This is a genomic window from Streptomyces sp. NBC_01431 (genome assembly GCF_036231355.1).
GTDB lineage: Bacteria > Actinomycetota > Actinomycetes > Streptomycetales > Streptomycetaceae > Streptomyces.
Genome location: NZ_CP109496.1, coordinates 5,634,838 through 5,652,364 on the forward strand (window position 1 = coordinate 5,634,838; position 17,527 = coordinate 5,652,364).

Genomic DNA, 17,527 nt, shown 5'->3' on the forward strand with positions numbered 1-17,527 from the left:
ATCCCTACTCCGCCGCCACCCCCACGATCGCCCTCATCTGCGCCACGATGTCCAGGCGGTTGCGGACGAACACCGGGTCCGTCACCGAGCCCGTCGCCGGATCGGTGTTGCCCGGTCCGAACTCAAGGACCGGGGTGTGCACATGGCCGCCCGGAATGCTCAGGCCCAGGCGGTCGCGGAGCAGCGTGGCACGGTAGGCGATCTCGTTGGAGAGGTAGTCGCCGCCGCCCCCGGCGCGCGCGGTGGAGCCGGGGGTCGGGCCGTCCGGGCGGTCCACCGGCTCGGTCGCACCGGCCGGGATCTCGGTGACCGAGGTGTGGTCGTACACCGGGAAACGGCCGGTGTTCGCTGACACGATGTCCTTGTGCGGGAGCGTGGTCGTGGTCCACTGCGGCTGCGTCGCCGGGTCGCTCACGGGCACCTGCTCGGTGCGCGACACGTCGAGGTTGTCGGGGAAGCCGCCCCGCCAGGCCCCGTTGAAGCGCTCGACGTCGATGCGGCCGACGCGGCCCTGGCTCACGGTCGTGAAGAGGTCCACCTTCGGCAGCACCGGCGCCAGCGCCCGCTCGACCACGCCGTCCGCGAAGTCCTGCCAGCGCACCGGGAACGTCACCGTCTCGATCCGCGCGAGCTGCCCGTCCGCGGTGCGGATCCAGGTGCCGTCCAGGGCGAGCGCGGTCGCCCCCGAGGGGTTGCTGATCCGGATGTCGCTGTCCAGCGTGAACGGGTCGAAGCCGGTCAGCAGGATCCGCTTGAAGCCCTTGCCCTGCGGGTAGCCGACGTCGCTCTGCCCCCGGGAGGTCTGCTCCAGGCGGTCGAGGAGGGTCGCGCGTTGGTCGTCGGTCAGCCCGAACTCCGGCTGCCAGAGCCGCAGTTCACGCGTCAGGCCGAGCCGGGCCCAGTACAGCGGGCGGTCGTCGTCGCGGCTCAGGTCGCCGCCCGCGGGTCCCCGGCCCTGCACCCGGTCCACCGCGCGCCGCCACAGCCGCGTCCCCTCGCGGTCGACGAGCCGCTCGGCCGCTCCGTACGACCGTATGCCCGCCAGCCGCCGCGTGAACTCCGGTGCCACGCCGTCGAATCCACTGCGCTCAAGGATCTCCTTCGGCGCCGCCTGGTCCAGGCGTTGCTCCTCCACCGTGGGAGCCTCGGGCGGGGCCGCGGCCTGCGCCGGAGCGGGGCCGAGCAGTGTGCAGAACGTCATCGTCGCGAGCGCCCAGCCGAGCCGCGCCACCCGTACACCTCGTCGCACCGGGGATCCTTCCGTCGGGGTCTGACGCCCAGTATTCGCAACCAACCACCCCGTGAACAGAGGGACTTATGAGACGTCCGGGCCGTGCAGCAGCGTCACGAAGTCGCGGAAGGCGGCCGCCATGTCCACGGACTCCGGGTCGAGCAGCCACTGGTACTGGAGGCCGTCCATCACCGCGGCGAGCAGCGGGGCCGCCTGCCGCGGGGTCAGCCCGCCGGGCAGCCGGTCGCCGAACTCGGCCCGCAGCACCGCCGCCATCTCCTCGCGCACCTGCGCGTAGCGGCGGGTGAAGAACGGGCGGGCCGGATGCCCGGCCGTCACCGATTCGCCGAGCAGCGCCGAGAACGTCTGGACGACGCCGGGCCGCATCGCGTTGTACTCGACCAGGGAGGCGAGCAGTTCGAGGCGCCAGCCGTCCGGCGAGGCCCGCCGGCCGCCGGTGTCCCACTGGTCCCGCTCCTCCAGAGCGGCGACGAGCAGCGCCTGCTTCGTCGGGAAGTAGTGGAGCAGGCCCTGCTGGGTGAGCCCGACCCGTTCGGCGACCGCGCCGAGGGACGCACCCCGGTAGCCGCGTTCCGCGATCACTTCGAGGGCGGCGCGCAGGATCTCCGCGCGTCGCTCCTCGCTTCTGGCGCTCCTGGTCCTCGCCATGTCCGCCCCCGTTCCGTTCCTGCCGTGCCGTCCTCCGGTGTTCCGAGAGGACCGTACGGCATTCAATTATGACGGAAAGGTAACTAACCCTACCGTTCTACAGGTAGCCCGGCCACCATGGAGCCACCAGCGGACTTCTACGAGGAGGTACGGCCGTGGCAGGCACATCCGTTCCCACCCCCGCCCACAGTGAGGCCGTCGAAACGGCCCTCGGCAAACTGGATCTGGAGGCCAAGGCCCGGCTGCTCGCCGGACAGGACATGTGGTCGCTGCCCGCGCTGGCGGAGATCGGGCTGAGTTCGCTGGTGATGTCCGACGGGCCGATCGGGGTGCGCGGGGTCCACTGGACCGCCGAGGACCCCTCGATCGCCCTGCCGTCGCCGACCGCGCTCGCCGCGACCTGGGACCCGGACCTCGCCCGCCGGGCCGGCACCCTGCTTGCCCAGGAGGCCCGGCGCAAGGGCGTCCACGTCCTGCTCGCGCCGACCGTCAACCTGCACCGCTCACCGCTCGGCGGCCGGCACTTCGAGTGCTACTCCGAGGACCCCTGCCTCACGGGTGAGATCGGCTCCGGCTACGTCAACGGCGTCCAGAGCGGCGGCGTCGCCACCACCGTCAAGCACTTCGTCGCCAACGACGCCGAGACCGACCGCTTCACCGTCGACAACGTCATCGACCCGCGCCCGCTGCGCGAGCTCTACCTCGCGCCCTTCGAGACCATCGTCGAAAAGGCCCGCCCCTGGGGCATCATGGCCGCGTACAACAAGGTCAACGGCGTCACGTGACCGAGCACCAGCACCTCCAGAACGAGGTGCTGCGCGGTGAGTGGGGCTTCGACGGCATCATCGTCTCCGACTGGATGGCCGCCCGCTCCACCGTCGGCGCCATCCTCGGCGGGCTCGACATCGCGATGCCCGGCCCGGGGACCGTGTACGGCGACGCGCTGGCCGCGGCCGTGCGCAAGGGCGACGTCGAGGAGTCCACCGTCGACGAGGCGGTGCGCCACGTCCTGCGGCTCGCCGCCCGCGTCGGCCTCCTCGACGGAGTGGACCCCGCCGTCACCGACCCCCCGGCGCCCGTCGACGGCCGGGCACTGGCCCGCGAGGTCGCCCGCCGCGCCTTCGTCCTCGTACGCAACGAAGTGCGCGACCGGCGCCCCACCCTGCCCATCGACCCCGCCCGCGTCCGCACGCTTGCCCTCATCGGCGCCGCCGCCCGCGACGCCCGGGTGCTCGGCGGCGGCTCCGCGACCGTCTTCCCCGAGCACGTCATCTCGCCGCTCGCCGGACTGACCGCGGCCCTGCCCCAAGGCGCCCTGACGTACGCGGTCGGCGCCGACCCAAGCGACGAACTGGCCCCCGCCGCCCAGGGGTTCGAGCTGCGCGCCGTCTGTCGCGACGCCGACGGGAACGTCCTGGGCACCGGCTCGCTGCCCGGCGGGCAGGTCCAGTGGATCGGCGACGACCTGCCCGCCGGGGTGACCCACGAGGCGCTGCACTCCGTCGAGGCCACCGGCACTTTCACCCCGCGCGAGAGCGGCGAGCACACCTTCGGTACGCGCGGCATCGGCGCGTTCGCACTCCGGGTCGACGGCCGCCTCCTGTGGGACGGCACGCAGGCGATGAGCGGCACCGCCGACCCGTTCGAGGCGTTCTTCGGCGCCCCCGCCGAACGCGGCCGCGCCCATCTCACCGAGGGCGTACCCGTCGAGGTGTCCCTGCTGCACCCCGTGCACAGGACGCCCGGCGCCCCGCTGGCGGCCGTGATGTTCTCGCTCACCCACCTCGGGCCGCGGCGCGACGGCGACGAGCTGATCGCCGAGGCCGTCGAGACCGCCCGCAACGCCGAGGTCGCCGTGGTGGTGGTCGCGACCACCGATCGCGTCGAGTCCGAGGGCTTCGACCGCCGCGACCTGTCCCTGCCCGGCCGCCAGGACGACCTCGTGCGGGCCGTCGCCGCCGCGAACCCCAACACCGTCGTGGTCGTCAACTCCGGCTCCCCGGTGGAACTCCCGTGGCGTGGCGACGTCGCGGCGGTGCTCCTGAGCTGGTTCCCCGGCCAGGATGGCGGCGCCGCCCTCGCCGACGTGCTGCTCGGCCACACCGAACCCGGCGGCCGGCTCCCCACCACCTGGCCGACCGCCCTCACGGCCGCCCCGGTCACCCAAGTCCAGCCGACGAGTGGTCAACTGCCTTACGCGGAAGGTCTGTTCATCGGCTACCGCGCCTACGACAAGGCGGCGGTGACTCCCGCATACCCCTTCGGGCACGGGTTCGGCTACACGAGCTGGGAGTACGAGTCCCTGGAGGTGACCCGCGCCCGCGCCAAGGTCCGCATCCGCAACACCGGTGGGCGCGCGGGCCGCGAGACCGTCCAGATCTACCTGGCCCCGGTCGCCGACACCGTGGAGCGGCCGGTGCGCTGGCTCGCCGGGTTCGCCAACGTCGAGGCCGCGGCCGGGGCATCGGTGGAGGCCGACATCCCGCTGCGCGGGCGGGCGTTCGAGATCTGGGACCAGGCCGCATCCGAGTGGACCTTCGTCCCGGGCCAGTACGAGGTGCGGGCCTGTCACTCCCTGACGGATGTCCGCCTGACGGCCACGCTGGAGGTGTGAGGGGCCGCTCTGCGCGGGGCGGGGAGTCAGCCGGTCGCCGTCACCTTTCGGTAGGCGATCTCGGCGAGCCGGCTCTGGCCGTCCCTGCTCGGATGGAACCAGTCCCAGGGGCTCAACTGGCCGCCGCCGAAGTCGTAGTCGAAGACCGCGCCGCCGTCATAGCGGCAGGCGCGGTCCTCGGCGCACACGTCCTTGAGGACCGTGTTGTACGCCACGACCCGGTCGTACACCGCCGAGCGCCGCTCGGTCGCGGCGGCGCCCAGGTCGTCGGCGTCGGCCAGCATCGACTGGCAGATGCCCAGCTTCCAGATCTGCTTGCCCAGCGGGCTGCCCCGACCGGTCGACCACAGCCGCTTCAGATCGGGCACGCTCGACACGTACACCTGCGACTTCGGCGACACGGAGCGCAACTGGCGCAGGGCCGCCCGGAAGTCCGCGCGGAAGGAGGCCACCGGCGTCATGTCCGAGACGTCGTCGCGGCAGGCGTCGTTCGCCCCGGCCATCACGGTGACCAGGCCCGGGTGCTGCACCGCGGCCTGGCCCATCTGGGCGGGCAGATCGGCCATCCTGGCGCCGGTCTTCGCGAAGTTCCAGCTGTGCGCGGGGGCCGCCGGGCCGAGCAGCCGCAGGGCGAGCGAGTCGACCTGGGCGTCGCTTCCGGTCGCCCAGGAGACCTCGGGGCAGTCGGCGAGCACCGTACAGGCGTCGAAGCCGCGGGTGATGGAGTCGCCCACCGCGGCCAGTGACTTCGGACTGCGGTCCCACGTGGGGGTGGGGCTCGGCGACGGCTTCGCGGTGGCCGTCGCACGCGCGCCCGCGGGCCCGCCGTCGGACTGGCAGCCGGCGGTGACGGCGAGGGCCGCCGCGGCGAGAAGGGCGGCGCCGGTGGTGCGGGCGCGACGGCTCCGGCGGCTGTCCGGCATCCGGGCTCCTCCGTGCGGCAGTTGTGCGGCGGTCGTGCGGCGTTCCGGCGTCCTCGCGAGTGAAAGCTTGGTGTTCGAAGGCGCCCCGACCGACATTACGACATCCTTGGGACGGTTCCGCGCGGTAGCTTTGGCCCGTCCAGCCAGAGGAACCACGCCAGACGGATCCGGTAAATTACATCACGTCACATACTGTCCCTTTTCAGGAGATTAGCTCCCGATGCTGTTTACTGTTGAACCCAGGGGCAGAATGTCAGGTGCTGTCCTGACCGGGAACGGCAGGGGCGCGAGGCCGCTGGGGAAGGCGAACCTCGAACCGCACTGGAGGTCCCGGTGACGACACGTGGAGTTCTGTACGTCCACTCCGCCCCCCGCGCGCTCTGCCCGCACGTCGAATGGGCGGTGGGCGGCGTCCTGGGGGTGCGCGTCCAGCTCGACTGGATCCGCCAGCCCGCCTCGCCCGGCACCTGGAGAGCCGAGTTCTCCTGGCGGGGCGAGCCGGGCACCGCCTCCAAACTCGCCTCCGCGCTGCGCGGCTGGCACCTGCTGCGCTTCGAGGTCACGGCCGAGCCCTGCCCCACCGCTGAGGGCGAACGCTACAGCGCCACGCCCGACCTCGGCATCTTTCACGCCGTCACCGGAATGCACGGCGACATCCTGATCCCCGAGGACCGGCTGCGCGCCGCTCTCGCCCGGTCCGTCCAGGGCGAGACCGACCTGGAGGCCGAGATCGCCAAGCTGCTCGGCAAGCCCTGGGACGACGAGCTGGAGCCCTTCCGCTACGCGGGCGAGGGCGCCCCCGTCCGCTGGCTGCACCAGGTCGTCTGACACCGCGGTCCGCGCCCACGGCCCCCATCCGCGTACGAAGAAGGGCCCCACCAAGAGGTGGGGCCCCTTTCCGTCACCTACCGCGGCGGCGTCAGACCGAGCGGAAGGCCAGGACCACGTTGTGCCCGCCGAAGCCGAACGAGTTGTTGATCGCGGAGATCGAACCCTCGGGGAGCTTGCGGGGCTCGCTGCTCACCAGGGCCGGGTCGACCTCGTCGTCGAGGTTGTCGACGTTGATGGTCGGCGGGGCCACGCGGTGGTACAGGGCGAGGACCGTGGCGACGGTCTCGATGCCGCCCGCGCCGCCCAGGAGGTGACCGGTCATCGACTTCGTGGCGGAGACCGCCACATGGTCCAGCTCGTCGCCAAGGACCTTGCGCAGAGCCTTGATCTCGGCGATGTCGCCCTGCGGGGTCGACGTGGCGTGCGCGTTGAGGTGGACCAGCTCGGCCGGCTTCAGGTCGGTCGAGTCGAGCAGGTTCTGCACCGCGGCGGCGACGCCCCGGCCGGTCGGCTCGGGCTGCGCGATGTGGTGGCTGTCGGCGGAGAGGCCCTGGCCGAGCACCTCGCAGTAGACCCGCGCGCCGCGCTGGGCCGCGTGCTCGGCCGACTCCAGGACCACGACACCGGCGCCCTCGCCGAGGACGAAGCCGTCCCGGGCCTTGTCGTACGGGCGTGAAGCCTGCTCGGGGTGGTCGTTGTTCTTGGACATCGCCATCATGTTGGCGAACGCCGCGATGGGCAGCGGGTGGATGGCCGCCTCGGTGCCGCCGGCGACCACGACATCGGCGCGCCCGGTGCGGATCATCTCGACGGCGTACCCGATGGCCTCGGCGCCCGAGGCGCACGCGGAGACGGGGGTGTGGACGCCGGCGCGGGCGTTCACCTCAAGGCCGACGTTGGCGGACGGGCCGTTCGGCATGAGCATGGGAACGGTGTGCGGGGAGACGCGGCGTACGCCCTTCTCCTTCAGCACGTCGTACTGGTCGAGCAGGGTGGTGACACCACCGATGCCCGAGGCGATGACCGTGCCCAGGCGCTCCGGCGCGATGCCGCCTTCGTCGCCCGCGGGGGCGGTGAAGCCGGCGTCCGCCCAGGCCTCCTTGGCCGCGATCAGTGCGAACTGCGCCGAGCGGTCGAGCTTGCGGGCCAGCGGCCGGGGCAGTACCTCGCCGGGGTCGACCGCCGCCGGAGCGGCGATGCGGACCGGCAGTTCGGCGAAGCGCTCGCCCTCGAGCGGGCGGACACCGGAGCGTCCCGCCAGCAGACCTTCCCAGGTCGAGGCCGAGTCGCCACCCAGCGGTGTGGTTGCGCCGATACCGGTGACGACCACGGTGCGATTGGTCGAGCTCACAGGAAATTTCTCCACGTGTGTAAGGGGCGTGAATCAGCGGCGCCACCGCTGGGTGGCAGACCGAATTCAGGTCCTGAATCAGTCCTGGTGCTTCAGGATGTAGCCGGCGGCGTCGCCGACGGTCTTGAGGTTCTTGACGTCCTCGTCGGGGATCTTGACGTCGAAGCGCTCTTCGGCGGCGACGACGACCTCGACCATGGACAGCGAGTCGACGTCCAGGTCGTCGGTGAAGGACTTGTCCAGCTGGACGTCCTCGACCGGGATGCCGGCGATCTCGTTGACGATCTCGGCGAGACCCTTGACGATCTCTTCCTGAGTGGCGGCCATGTTGGCGCTCCTTCGGTGTTAATGCTTCGATTTACGGGCTTCCGGAAGATCCGGAGTGCCTAGGGGAGGGTAACGACCGTCGCGGCGTAAACGAGACCCGCCCCGAAGCCGATGACGAGCGCGGTGTCGCCGCTCTTCGCCTGTCCGGTCGCCAGGAGCCGCTCCATCGCGAGCGGGATCGAGGCGGCCGAGGTGTTGCCGGTGGTTTCCACGTCACGCGCGACCGTAACGTGCTCCGGCAGTTTGAGAGTCTTCACCATCGAGTCGATGATCCGCATGTTGGCCTGGTGCGGAATGAAGACGTCCAGGTCGTCCGGGGTGATTCCGGCCGCGTCCAGCGCCTGCTGGGCGACCTTCGCCATCTCGAACACGGCCCAGCGGAACACCGCCTGGCCCTCCTGCGTGATCGCGGGGAACTTGCCCGAGCTGTCGTACTCGTTCCACGGCACGGTCTGCTTGATGGTCTCCGACTTGTCGCCCTCGGAACCCCAGATGGTGGGGCCGATGGCCGGCTCGTCCGCGGGGCCCACGACCACCGCGCCCGCGCCGTCGCCGAACAGGAAGGCCGTCGCGCGGTCCTGGAGGTCGGTCAGGTCGCTGAGCCGCTCCACGCCGATGACCAGGACGTACTCGGCGGAACCCTCGACGATCATGCCCTTGGCCAGGGTCAGGCCGTAGCCGAAGCCCGCGCAGCCGGCCGAGATGTCGAAGGCGGCCGCCTTGCCGGTGCCCAGCTTGTCGGCGATCTCGGTCGCCACCGCCGGGGTCTGCTTGAAGTGCGAGACGGTGGAGACGATCACCCCGCCGATCTGGTCGGCGGAGATCCCGGCGTCGGCGATGGCCTTGCCGGAGGCCTCGATCGACATCGCGGCCACGGTCTCCTCGGCGGAGGCCCAGTGGCGGGTGGCGATGCCGGAGCGCGAGCGGATCCACTCGTCGGAGGAGTCGATCGTCTCCAGGATCACCGCGTTGGGCACCACGCGCACGGGCCGGTAGCCACCCACGCCCATGATGCGGGCGTACGGGGCGCCCTTACTGGGCCGGATCTTCGACATGGCTCTTCGCTCCTTAGGCGGATGCGTGCTCGGCGATGAGCGCGCGAGCCGCGTCGAGGTCGGCGGGGGTCTTCAGGGCGAGGGTCTTCACGCCCGGCATCGCCCGCTTGGCGAGCCCGGTCAGGGTGCCACCCGGGCACAGCTCGACCAGCGCCGTCGCACCCAGCTCGTTGAAGGTCTCCATGCACAGGTCCCAACGGACCGGATTCGAGACCTGGTTGACCAGACGCGCCACGATCTCCTGGCCCGACGCGACGGTCTTGCCGTCGGCGTTCGAGACGTACGTGTACGTCGGGTCGGCGATCACCAGGGACTTGGCCGCCTCGTCGAGCGCCGCGACCGCCGGCGCCATGTGGTGCGTGTGGAAGGCGCCGGCCACCTTGAGCGTCACCACGCGGCGCACGCCCTCGGGCTTGTCGGCCTCCAGGGCGGCGAGCTGCTCGGCGGTGCCGGCGGCCACGATCTGGCCCGAGCCGTTCACGTTCGCCGGGGTGAGGCCGAGCTTCTCCAGGTGCGGGACGATGTCCTGCGGCTCGCCGCCGAGCAGCGCGGCCATGCCGGTCGGCGTGACGGCGGCGGCTTCGGCCATGCCCAGACCGCGCTTGCGGACGAAGCCGAGCGCGGCCTCCTCGGAGAGGACGCCCGCGAAGGCGGTGGCGGTGATCTCGCCGACGCTGTGCCCGGCGACCGCGCCGGGGGCGACGTCGCCCAGGGCGGCCGCCGACAGCAGGCCCGCGGCGACCAGCAGGGGCTGGGCCACCGCGGTGTCGCGGATCGCGTCGGCATCCGCCTGCGTGCCGTAGTGGACGAGGTCAAGACCGATGGCGTCGGACCACGCGGCGAGCTTGTCGGCGGCGCCGGGGAGGTCGAGCCAGGGGGTCAGGAAGCCGGGCGTCTGGGCGCCTTGGCCGGGAGCGACGAGTACGAGCACTCTCACACTCTCTCTTGTGGACGGCTCCGCACGCCCGTGGGGACAGGGACGAAGAACCGTCGGGGGAATTGTGGGTGTCCAACAAAAGTCTAGGACTGTGATTCTCCGTCGGCCAAGCGCCCCAGGATCAGCGCGATCCTCAGCGTGAACGCCGAGCGAACATCGGACGGTGACCACCCGGTGACGTCCGTCACACGTCGAAGCCGGTAGCGGACGGTATTGGGGTGGACGAACAACATCCGGGCCGCACCCTCCAGACTGCTCGCCTGCTCCAGATAAACGCTCAAGGTTTCCAGGAGCGCGGAGCCGGCCTCCTCCAGCGGTCTGTAGATCTCCTCCACCAACTGTTCGCGCGCGGCAGGATCGGAGGCGATGGCGCGCTCCGGCAGCAGATCGTCCGCGAGAACCGGCCGGGGTGCGTCCTGCCAGGCGGAACACGCCTTCAGGCCGGCCGCCGCGGCCTGCGCGGACCGGGTCGCGGCCAGCAGGTCCGCGACGATGGGGCCCGCGACGACCGGCCCCGCCGCGTACGGCCCGATCAGGCTCTTCGCCACCTGGAGCGGGTTGTCGCTGCCGCCCGCGATGACGACGAGGCGGTCGCCGAGCACTCCGGTGAGCACCTGGAGCTTGGCGTGCCGGGCGGCCCGCCGGATCGCCTCCACGGTGAGCTCGCTGTCGCCGTCCGGCGCCGTACCGAGCACGACGCACACATGCTCCGGCGAATTCCAGCCGAGCGCCGCGGCCCGGGACACCGCCCCCTCGTCGGCCTCGCCGGACAGCACGGCGTTGACCACGAGCGATTCGAGCCGGGCGTCCCAGGCGCCGCGCGCCTCGGCGGCCTGCGCGTACACCTGGGCCGTCGCGAAGGCGATCTCCCGGGCGTACACGAGCAGCGCCTCGCGCAGGATCGACTCGTCGCCCGGAGCCGCGACCTCCTCGATCGCGGTCTCCATGACCTCGATGGTGGTCCGCACCATCTCGACGGTCTGGCGCAGGGTGATGGCCCGGGTCAGCTCGCGCGGGGCCGTGCCGAAGACGTCCGTCGAGATCGCCTGGGGCGTCTCGGGGTGCCGGAACCACTCGGTGAAGGCCGCGATGCCGGCCTGGGCGACCAGGCCGATCCAGGAGCGGTTCTCCGGCGGCATGGCCCGGTACCACGGCAGCGTCGCGTCCATGCGGGCGATGGCGTTCGCGGCGAGCCGCCCCGAGGACTGCTCAAGACGCTTCAGGGTCGCGGCGTGCGGATGGGCGTTCTTCGCGGGCTGTACGGGATCGGGTGCTGGCACGGGGACAAGACTGCCTTATCGGGAACCTTCCCCGCCGGGCCGGGTCTACGGTGGTGCACGTGATTTCTGTCAGGCGCGGCGACGAGCGGTATCCCGGCGGGGAACCGGACGCCGGTATCGAATCCCTGCACGCGTTCTCCTTCGGCCGGTTCTACGAGCCGGACAACCTCCGCTTCGGCGCCGTCCTCGCCTGCAACGAGGAGCGCCTGGCGCCCGGCGCGGGCTTCGACGAGCATCCGCACAGCCACACCGAGATCGTCACCTGGGTCGTCGAGGGCGAGCTCACCCACCGCGACTCGGCGGGCCGCACCACCGTGGTGCGGCCCGGTGACGTGCAGTGCCTGAGCGCGGCGGCGGGCGTGCGGCACGAGGAGCGCAACGAGGGCGAGGACCCGCTGGTCTTCCTCCAGATGTGGCTGTCGCCCGTGCGGCCCGGAGGCGAACCCGGGTACGAGATCGTCCGCGGCATCGCCGACTCCACTCCCTACGCGGTGCGCGCCGCGGGCGCCCTGCTGCACACCCGCCGTCTCGCCCCGGGCGAGCGCTCCGCGGTCCCGGACGCGCCCGCCGTGTACGTCCACGTCGTACGCGGCCGGGTGCGGCTCGCCGAGGAGGAGCTGGCGCCCGGCGACTCGGCGCGGATCACCGCCGCGCCCGGCCTGGAACTGATCGCCGGCGAGCCGGCCGAGGTGCTCCTGTGGGAACTCAGCGCCGCCGGGTGAACTCGGCGAGCACCGCGTCCGTGAACGCGGGCCACACCTCGGCCGCCCAGGGGCCGAACGCGCGGTCCGTCAGCGCGACGCAGGCCAGGCCCGCGTCCGGGTCGACCCACAGGAACGTACCGGCCTGGCCGAAGTGGCCGAAGGTGCGCGGGGAGGACGAACTGCCCGTCCAGTGCGGGGACTTGGCGCCGCGGATCTCGAAGCCGAGGCCCCAGTCGTTCGGGTTCTGGTGGCCGTAGCCGGGCAGCACGCCCTTGAGGCCCGGGTACTGCACCTGCATCGCCTCGGCGACCGTGGCCGGATGCAGCAGCCGAGGCGCCTGTAGCTCCGCCGCGAACCGCGCCAAGTCCTCGACGCTGGAGACGCCGTCCTTCGCGGGGGAGCCTTCGAGGGTGCTGTCCGCCATGCCGAGCGGCTCGAACACCGCCTGGCGGATGTAGTCGGCGAACGGGATGCCCGACTGCTTGGCCACGTGGTCGCCGAGTTCCTCGAACCCCGCGTTGGAGTACAGCCGGCGCTCGCCGGGCGGCGCCATCACCCGGTGCTCGTCGAAGGCGAGCCCCGAGGCGTGCGCGAGCAGGTGCCGGACGGTGGCGCCCGCGGGCCCGGCCGGCTCGTCGAGCTCGATCGCACCCTCCTCGAAGGCGACGAGGGCCGCGTAGGCGGCGAGCGGCTTGGTGACGGAAGCCAGCGGGAACCGGTGGGACACCGGCCCGTGCGTGCCGGCAAGTGTTCCGTCGGCCCGTACGACGGCCGCCGCGGCGGTCGGCACGGGCCAGTTCTCGATGATCCGCAGGCTCTCCATGCGTACGAGCCTAAAGGGTGCGCCCCAGGGCTCGGGGCCGGCTCGAAGCGGCGGCCGGCGGGTGTGTGCTGGACCGAGTGCAGCAAGGCGTTGCGGATATCACTTGCTTGGAGTGCACTCCAACGTCCTAGCGTGGTGGTCATGACGGTGATCGCAGACACTCCGGCCATGGCGCGAGCGGCGCACGACTGCTCGACGCAGCCGCGCCATCCTCGCCCCGACGGGCAGGACCGCTACACGATCAGCGAGGTCGTGGCCTGTTCCGGACTCACCGCGCACACCCTTCGCTGGTACGAGCGGATCGGCCTGATGCCGCACGTGGACCGCTCGCACACCGGGCAGCGGCGGTTCAGCAACAAGGACCTGGACTGGCTGGCCTTCGTCGGCAAGCTCCGGCTGACCGGAATGCCGGTCGCCGACATGGTCCGGTACGCCGAACTCGTCCGCGAGGGGGCGCACACCTTCGAGGCACGCCAGGAGCTCCTGGAGCAGACCCGGCGCGACGTCATCGCGCGCATGGCGGAGCTCCAGGACACGCTCGCCGTACTCGACTACAAGATCGACTTCTATGCGGACGCCCGCGTGGCGTCGGAAAGGTCCTGAACACCCATGAGCACCAGCCCCATTGAGAAGATCAGCACGGTACGACTCGGCACCGATGGCCCGCGGATCGGCGTCCAGGGCTTCGGCGCCATGGGCATCAGCGAGTTCTACGGCGACACCGACCAGACCGCGGCCCGCGACACCCTGGAGGCGACGGTCGAGGCGGGCGTCACCCTCATCGACACCGCCGACGTGTACGGTTCGGGCGCCAACGAGGAGTTCCTCGCCCCGTTCCTCGCCGCCCACCGCGACGAGGTGACGCTGGCCACCAAGTTCGCCATCGAGCGCCGCGCGGACGACCCGCAGTACCGCGCCGTCAACAACTCGCCCGCGTACATCAAGAAGTCCGTCGAGGCGAGCCTGCGCCGCCTGAACATCGACGTCATCGACCTGTACTACATGCACCGCCGCGACCCCGAGGTCCCGTTCGCCGAGTCGGTCGGCGCGATGGCCGAGCTGGTCCGGGAGGGCAAGGTCAAGTACCTGGGTCTGAGCGAGGTCACCGGCGCCGAGCTGCGCGAGGCGTACGCCGTGCACCCGATCGCGGCCCTCCAGTCGGAGTGGTCGGTCTTCAGCCGCGACGTCGAGCGCAGCGCCGTCCCGGCCGCCGCGGAACTCGGCGTCACCTTCGTGCCGTACTCGCCGCTCGGCCGCGGCTTCCTCACCGGCGCGTTCGCGGACGCGGGCAAGGACCTGTCCGAGGGCGACTTCCGGAAGTTCCAGCCCCGCTTCACCGGCGACAACGCCACCGCCAACGCGGCCCTGCTCGAACCCCTCCACAAGATCGCCGCGGCGCACGGCGCCACCACCGCGCAGATCGCGCTGGCCTGGGTGCAGCAGCGGGCCCAGGTGCACGGCCTGACCGTGGTCCCCATCCCCGGGACCCGCAAGCGCAGCCGCCTCCTGGAGAACACCGGCGCGACCCGGATCACGCTGAGCGCCGAGGAGCTGGCGCTCCTGGAGCCGATCGCCGGGCAGGTCGCCGGGGACCGCTACCCGGACATGTCGTCCACCTCGGCGGCCCGCGAGCAGTAGCCTCACGCCAGCCCCAGGGCGAACACCGCGAAGCCCGCCGAGAGCAGCCCCGCCGCTGCCCGGCGGGCCTTCGTCGCCTTCGCCCAGGGCGCCTCGAAGCCGCGTGCGTAACGGGCGATGACCACGAGCAGCACCGCGAACACCGGCATCCAGGCGAGCCGTTCACCGATCCAGGCAACGGTGTCGGGCGCGCTGGTCAGCCCCGGAAGAACGCGTCCCGTGAAGGAGGCCGGGACGGCCGCCGCGAGCATCGCCGTCTGGTGCCAGCACAGGATGGTCATCGCGGACAGGTTGACGACCACGACGGGCGCCCAAAGGGCGGGTTTCGCAAGGAAGTTGGCGATCTTGTCCCGCAACAGGATCGCGGCGCCCGACTGGGCCGCGGCGAGCGCGAGCACGAGCAGCGACGGCGGATGCGAGTTGGTGCGGGCCGCACCGGGCACCCCGACCATCGACGCCGGGTAGTGGAAGAGGACGAGCAGCGCGGCGAACAGCAGTGACCCGCCCGCGAGCAGCAGCCACCCGGCGCGCCCGCCGATCCTCTTCTCGGCCCAGCAGACGCCGAGTTGATAGGCGAACAGCCAGCCCGGCAGGAGGTTGAGCAGCGACAGCCAGGACGGCATGGCGTCGGCGTACGGCCCGTAGCGAAGGAAGTCGACGACGGCGACCGAGCCGAGCAGCGGGACCGCGGCCCAGCCCCCCGACTTGCGGGCGGCCCGCAGACAGTACGGGGTGAGGGCGGTGACGGCCACGTACACCCCGACGAACCACAGGGGTTGGATGACGAGCGTCGAGCCGGTGCGCAGGGTGTCGTGGGGCACACCGAGCGCGTACAGCACCGGGATCAGCGCGGCCCAGACGGCGGTAACGCCGAGCACGGGCCGCCCCAGCCGGGCGATCCGCCCCCGCAGCCACTGTCCGGTGGACCCCTCGTGCCGCTTGAACGAGAGCACGGAGGCATAGCCGCCCACCAGGAAGAAGATCCCGAGCATCTGAAGGATCCAGCTGACCGGCGCGAACCCGGCGAACGCGGACAGCGGGCTCGCGTTGTGCAGCGCGCCGTCGCCGTCGCGGGTGAACCCGCCGAGCAGCCAGTGCCCGGTCGGTACGGCGAGCAGCGCGAGGGCGCGCAGCCCGTCGATGGCGCGGTCGCGGTGGGCGGGCGTCTGCCGCTCGATCCTCGCGACGGCCTGGGTCAGCGCGTTCATCGGACATCTCCCGTCGCGATGGCGGCGAAGGCCATCAGGGACTCGGTGCCGGGGGCGAAGTAGCCGGTGTGGCCCTGGGCGTCGGCGGCGGGCACCCGGCGGGCGCCGAACGACGGGTCGGTGGGGTCGGCGCCGTGGCCGAGCCCCGCGAACTCGATGTGCGGTACGTCGTCGATCCAGTCCGAGGAATCCTTGGCCGCCCACACCCGGGCGTCGGTGTGCAGGTCGGCGGCGGTGTCGGCGCGCATGCCGGGGGAGCCGAGCACCACGATGTCGGTGGCGTCGCTGTCCCGGGCCGCCAGGCCGCACACCACGGAGCCGTAGCTGTGGCAGAACAGCACCGGGTCGGGCGCGCCAGTCGCGTCGAGCCCCTCGGTGAGACGGGTCAGCCGCTCGGCGCCCGCCTCGGCGAGCCTCCCGGTGGCCGCGTCGAGCCCGACCCCGACGGGAGTGGTGTACCCGGCCCAGGCGATCACGGCGGTCGCGTCGTGGGTCGCGGCCCGCAGTGACGCGGCCATTCCGGCGGGGGTGCCGTACCGGTCGTTCGTGCGGTCGAAGGTGCCCGCGTCGATGTCGGAGCCGGGCACCACCACGGACACGTGCGCGGCACCGGTCAACTCTCCGTAGACCTCGGCCACTTGACCCCGGCCGCGCGGGTCGAACGCGAGGATCTGCCGATCGGCGTCGGCGAGACGGGCGTAGCGCGCGTCGTGGGTGGCCGAGATGGCGAGCCGGTTCGCCTCGTACCGCAGGTGTACGGGGGCGCCGTCCAGGTTCCCCACGATCTCGGGGTGGCGGCGGGCCAGGGTCTGCTGCTCCGGCCCGCTCAGCCCGGCGAAGAACAGGGCGACTTCGCGGGGGGTCGCGGTCGCGGGGTCGGGCAGCGGCCGCCCGATCACCGTGTCGGCCCGCCAGGCGGCGGCGCCGGGCGGCGGGCCCGTGACCGCCTGCTGCGCATCGGCCGTCGCCCACCCCGCCGTTCCCGCGACGGCCGTGACGACCAACGCGGAAGCGATCAACGCCCTCCCTGTCCGACGCATGCCCCGACTCCCTTCCTCTTTCGCCTGTTCCTTGACGAGGAGGAAGGTAGGAAGCGGGTGCCCTGCGGGGCGTCGGACTGGGGGGTTGGGTCGGGGGTGCTACTGAGGTAGGGGGTGGGTGACGCTCGGCCAAATCAAGCCCCTCCGGCGTTTGAGGAGCGGGGTCTGGGGCGGAGCCCCAGTTCGGGAAGGGGCGGGGGGAAAAATTACCCAGGGTCCCCCGGTCGCACCACGCCCGCCTCGTACGCGAAGATCACCGCCTGCGCGCGGTCCCTCAGGTCCAGCTTCGCCAGCACGCGGCCGATGTGCGTCTTCACCGTCTGCTCCGCCAGTACCAACCGCCCCGCGATCTCCTGGTTCGAAAGACCCCGTGCGATCAGCTCCAGCACCTCCGTCTCCCGTGGTGTGAGCCCGTTGAGCCGCAGCGCCGCCGCCCCCTTGCGCGGGGCCGGCCGCTGCGCGGCGAAGTCGGCGATGAGGCGGCGCGTCACGGAGGGCGCGAGCAGTGCCTCGCCCGCCGCGACGATCCGGACCGCCGCGATGAGATCGGCCGGCGGCGCGTCCTTGAGCAGGAACCCGGACGCCCCGGCGCGCAGCGCCTCGTACACGTAGTCGTCGACGTCGAACGTCGTCAGCATGAGGACCTTGGGGCGGTGGACGACGCCCACCGGCGCCTCCAGGATCTCGCGGGCCGCGGCGAGGCCGTCCATCTCGGGCATCCGGACGTCCATGAGGACCACGTCCGGATGGGCGGAGCGGGCCACCCGCACTCCCTCGCGGCCGTTGGGCGCCTCGCCCACCACGTCGATGTCCGGCTGCGCCGAGAGCAGCGCGGCGAACCCCGCCCGCACCATGGCCTGGTCGTCGACGATGATCACGCGGATGGTCAACTGGCG

At 72.1% G+C, this 17,527-nt stretch carries 16 protein-coding genes and 1 pseudogene; 5 read left to right on the forward strand and 12 right to left on the reverse strand.

What is annotated here, in order from left to right; translation table 11 throughout:
* Window positions 1–4: 4 nt before the first annotated feature.
* A complete protein-coding gene (locus OG522_RS25735) occupies window positions 5–1,201 on the reverse strand; it encodes a pyroglutamyl peptidase (protein WP_329467738.1) in 1,197 nt (398 codons plus the stop codon).
* Between the two features lie 114 nt (window positions 1,202–1,315).
* Complete coding sequence (locus OG522_RS25740) at window positions 1,316–1,900, reverse strand: TetR/AcrR family transcriptional regulator (RefSeq protein WP_329465362.1); 585 nt, start codon at window positions 1,898–1,900, stop codon at window positions 1,316–1,318.
* A 155-nt stretch (window positions 1,901–2,055) separates the two neighbouring features.
* Between OG522_RS25740 and OG522_RS25745 the strand changes: the two are divergent.
* Window positions 2,056–4,514: pseudogene (locus OG522_RS25745) on the forward strand (glycoside hydrolase family 3 protein).
* 26 nt (window positions 4,515–4,540) lie between these two features.
* Here OG522_RS25745 and OG522_RS25750 read toward each other — a convergent pair.
* Window positions 4,541–5,437 carry an SGNH/GDSL hydrolase family protein gene (locus tag OG522_RS25750; protein ID WP_329465363.1) on the reverse strand — a complete coding sequence of 299 codons (897 nt, stop codon included), beginning with the start codon at window positions 5,435–5,437 and terminating at the stop codon, window positions 4,541–4,543.
* A 333-nt stretch (window positions 5,438–5,770) separates the two neighbouring features.
* Between OG522_RS25750 and OG522_RS25755 the strand changes: the two genes are divergently transcribed.
* Window positions 5,771–6,265, forward strand: coding sequence for a DUF3145 domain-containing protein (locus tag OG522_RS25755; protein ID WP_329465364.1), 495 nt, complete (start codon window positions 5,771–5,773; stop codon window positions 6,263–6,265).
* A 91-nt stretch (window positions 6,266–6,356) separates the two neighbouring features.
* Here OG522_RS25755 and OG522_RS25760 read toward each other — a convergent pair whose 3' ends face one another.
* The 5 genes from OG522_RS25760 to OG522_RS25780 form a co-directional block, all read right to left on the reverse strand.
* Entirely contained in the window at window positions 6,357–7,619 is a 1,263-nt protein-coding gene (locus OG522_RS25760; protein WP_329465365.1) for a beta-ketoacyl-[acyl-carrier-protein] synthase family protein, read from the reverse strand.
* Between the two features lie 78 nt (window positions 7,620–7,697).
* Window positions 7,698–7,946, reverse strand: coding sequence for an acyl carrier protein (locus OG522_RS25765; protein WP_329465366.1), 249 nt, complete (start codon window positions 7,944–7,946; stop codon window positions 7,698–7,700).
* 59 nt (window positions 7,947–8,005) lie between these two features.
* On the reverse strand, window positions 8,006–9,001 hold the full coding sequence (locus tag OG522_RS25770) for a ketoacyl-ACP synthase III (RefSeq protein WP_329465367.1): 996 nt from the start codon (window positions 8,999–9,001) through the stop codon (window positions 8,006–8,008).
* 13 nt (window positions 9,002–9,014) lie between these two features.
* Window positions 9,015–9,932, reverse strand: a complete 918-nt coding sequence (locus OG522_RS25775; protein ID WP_329465368.1) for an ACP S-malonyltransferase — start codon at window positions 9,930–9,932, stop codon at window positions 9,015–9,017.
* 89 nt (window positions 9,933–10,021) lie between these two features.
* Window positions 10,022–11,218, reverse strand: coding sequence for a PucR family transcriptional regulator (locus tag OG522_RS25780; RefSeq protein ID WP_329465369.1), 1,197 nt, complete (start codon window positions 11,216–11,218; stop codon window positions 10,022–10,024).
* Between the two features lie 59 nt (window positions 11,219–11,277).
* Between OG522_RS25780 and OG522_RS25785 the strand changes: the two genes are divergently transcribed.
* On the forward strand, window positions 11,278–11,940 hold the full coding sequence (locus tag OG522_RS25785; protein ID WP_329465370.1) for a pirin family protein: 663 nt from the start codon (window positions 11,278–11,280) through the stop codon (window positions 11,938–11,940).
* Here the strand turns inward: OG522_RS25785 and OG522_RS25790 are convergent.
* A complete protein-coding gene (locus OG522_RS25790) occupies window positions 11,924–12,745 on the reverse strand; it encodes a serine hydrolase domain-containing protein (RefSeq protein WP_329465371.1) in 822 nt (273 codons plus the stop codon). The genes OG522_RS25785 and OG522_RS25790 overlap by 17 nt on opposite strands.
* Window positions 12,746–12,886: 141 nt before the next feature.
* On the opposite strand from OG522_RS25790, the gene OG522_RS25795 reads away from it, so the two are divergent.
* Window positions 12,887–13,348 (forward strand): MerR family transcriptional regulator, encoded by a 462-nt coding sequence (locus tag OG522_RS25795; RefSeq protein WP_329465372.1) that lies wholly within the window; start codon window positions 12,887–12,889, stop codon window positions 13,346–13,348.
* Between the two features lie 6 nt (window positions 13,349–13,354).
* Window positions 13,355–14,383, forward strand: a complete 1,029-nt coding sequence (locus tag OG522_RS25800; protein ID WP_329465373.1) for an aldo/keto reductase — start codon at window positions 13,355–13,357, stop codon at window positions 14,381–14,383.
* A gap of 2 nt (window positions 14,384–14,385) precedes the next feature.
* Here the strand turns inward: OG522_RS25800 and OG522_RS25805 are convergent, their stop codons facing one another.
* From OG522_RS25805 to OG522_RS25815, 3 genes are all read right to left on the reverse strand, one after another.
* Window positions 14,386–15,591 carry an acyltransferase family protein gene (locus OG522_RS25805; protein WP_329465374.1) on the reverse strand — a complete coding sequence of 402 codons (1,206 nt, stop codon included), beginning with the start codon at window positions 15,589–15,591 and terminating at the stop codon, window positions 14,386–14,388.
* Entirely contained in the window at window positions 15,588–16,631 is a 1,044-nt protein-coding gene (locus OG522_RS25810) for an alpha/beta hydrolase (protein ID WP_329465375.1), read from the reverse strand. Before OG522_RS25810 ends, OG522_RS25805 begins: the two co-directional genes overlap by 4 nt.
* Window positions 16,632–16,837: 206 nt before the next feature.
* Window positions 16,838–17,521: a response regulator transcription factor gene (locus tag OG522_RS25815; protein WP_329465376.1), complete on the reverse strand. Its 684-nt coding sequence runs from the start codon at window positions 17,519–17,521 to the stop codon at window positions 16,838–16,840.
* Window positions 17,522–17,527 lie beyond the last annotated feature (6 nt).

Coding starts and splice junctions, on each gene's coding strand:
- OG522_RS25735 (WP_329467738.1), bottom strand. CDS start 1,201: ATGACGTTCTGCACACTGCTCGGCCCCGCTCCGGCGCAGGCCGCGGCC.
- OG522_RS25740 (WP_329465362.1), bottom strand. CDS start 1,900: ATGGCGAGGACCAGGAGCGCCAGAAGCGAGGAGCGACGCGCGGAGATC.
- OG522_RS25750 (WP_329465363.1), bottom strand. CDS start 5,437: ATGCCGGACAGCCGCCGGAGCCGTCGCGCCCGCACCACCGGCGCCGCC.
- OG522_RS25765 (WP_329465366.1), bottom strand. CDS start 7,946: ATGGCCGCCACTCAGGAAGAGATCGTCAAGGGTCTCGCCGAGATCGTC.
- OG522_RS25770 (WP_329465367.1), bottom strand. CDS start 9,001: ATGTCGAAGATCCGGCCCAGTAAGGGCGCCCCGTACGCCCGCATCATG.
- OG522_RS25790 (WP_329465371.1), bottom strand. CDS start 12,745: ATGGAGAGCCTGCGGATCATCGAGAACTGGCCCGTGCCGACCGCCGCG.
- OG522_RS25795 (WP_329465372.1), top strand. CDS start 12,887: ATGACGGTGATCGCAGACACTCCGGCCATGGCGCGAGCGGCGCACGAC.
- OG522_RS25800 (WP_329465373.1), top strand. CDS start 13,355: ATGAGCACCAGCCCCATTGAGAAGATCAGCACGGTACGACTCGGCACC.
- OG522_RS25805 (WP_329465374.1), bottom strand. CDS start 15,591: ATGAACGCGCTGACCCAGGCCGTCGCGAGGATCGAGCGGCAGACGCCC.
- OG522_RS25810 (WP_329465375.1), bottom strand. CDS start 16,631: ATGCGTCGGACAGGGAGGGCGTTGATCGCTTCCGCGTTGGTCGTCACG.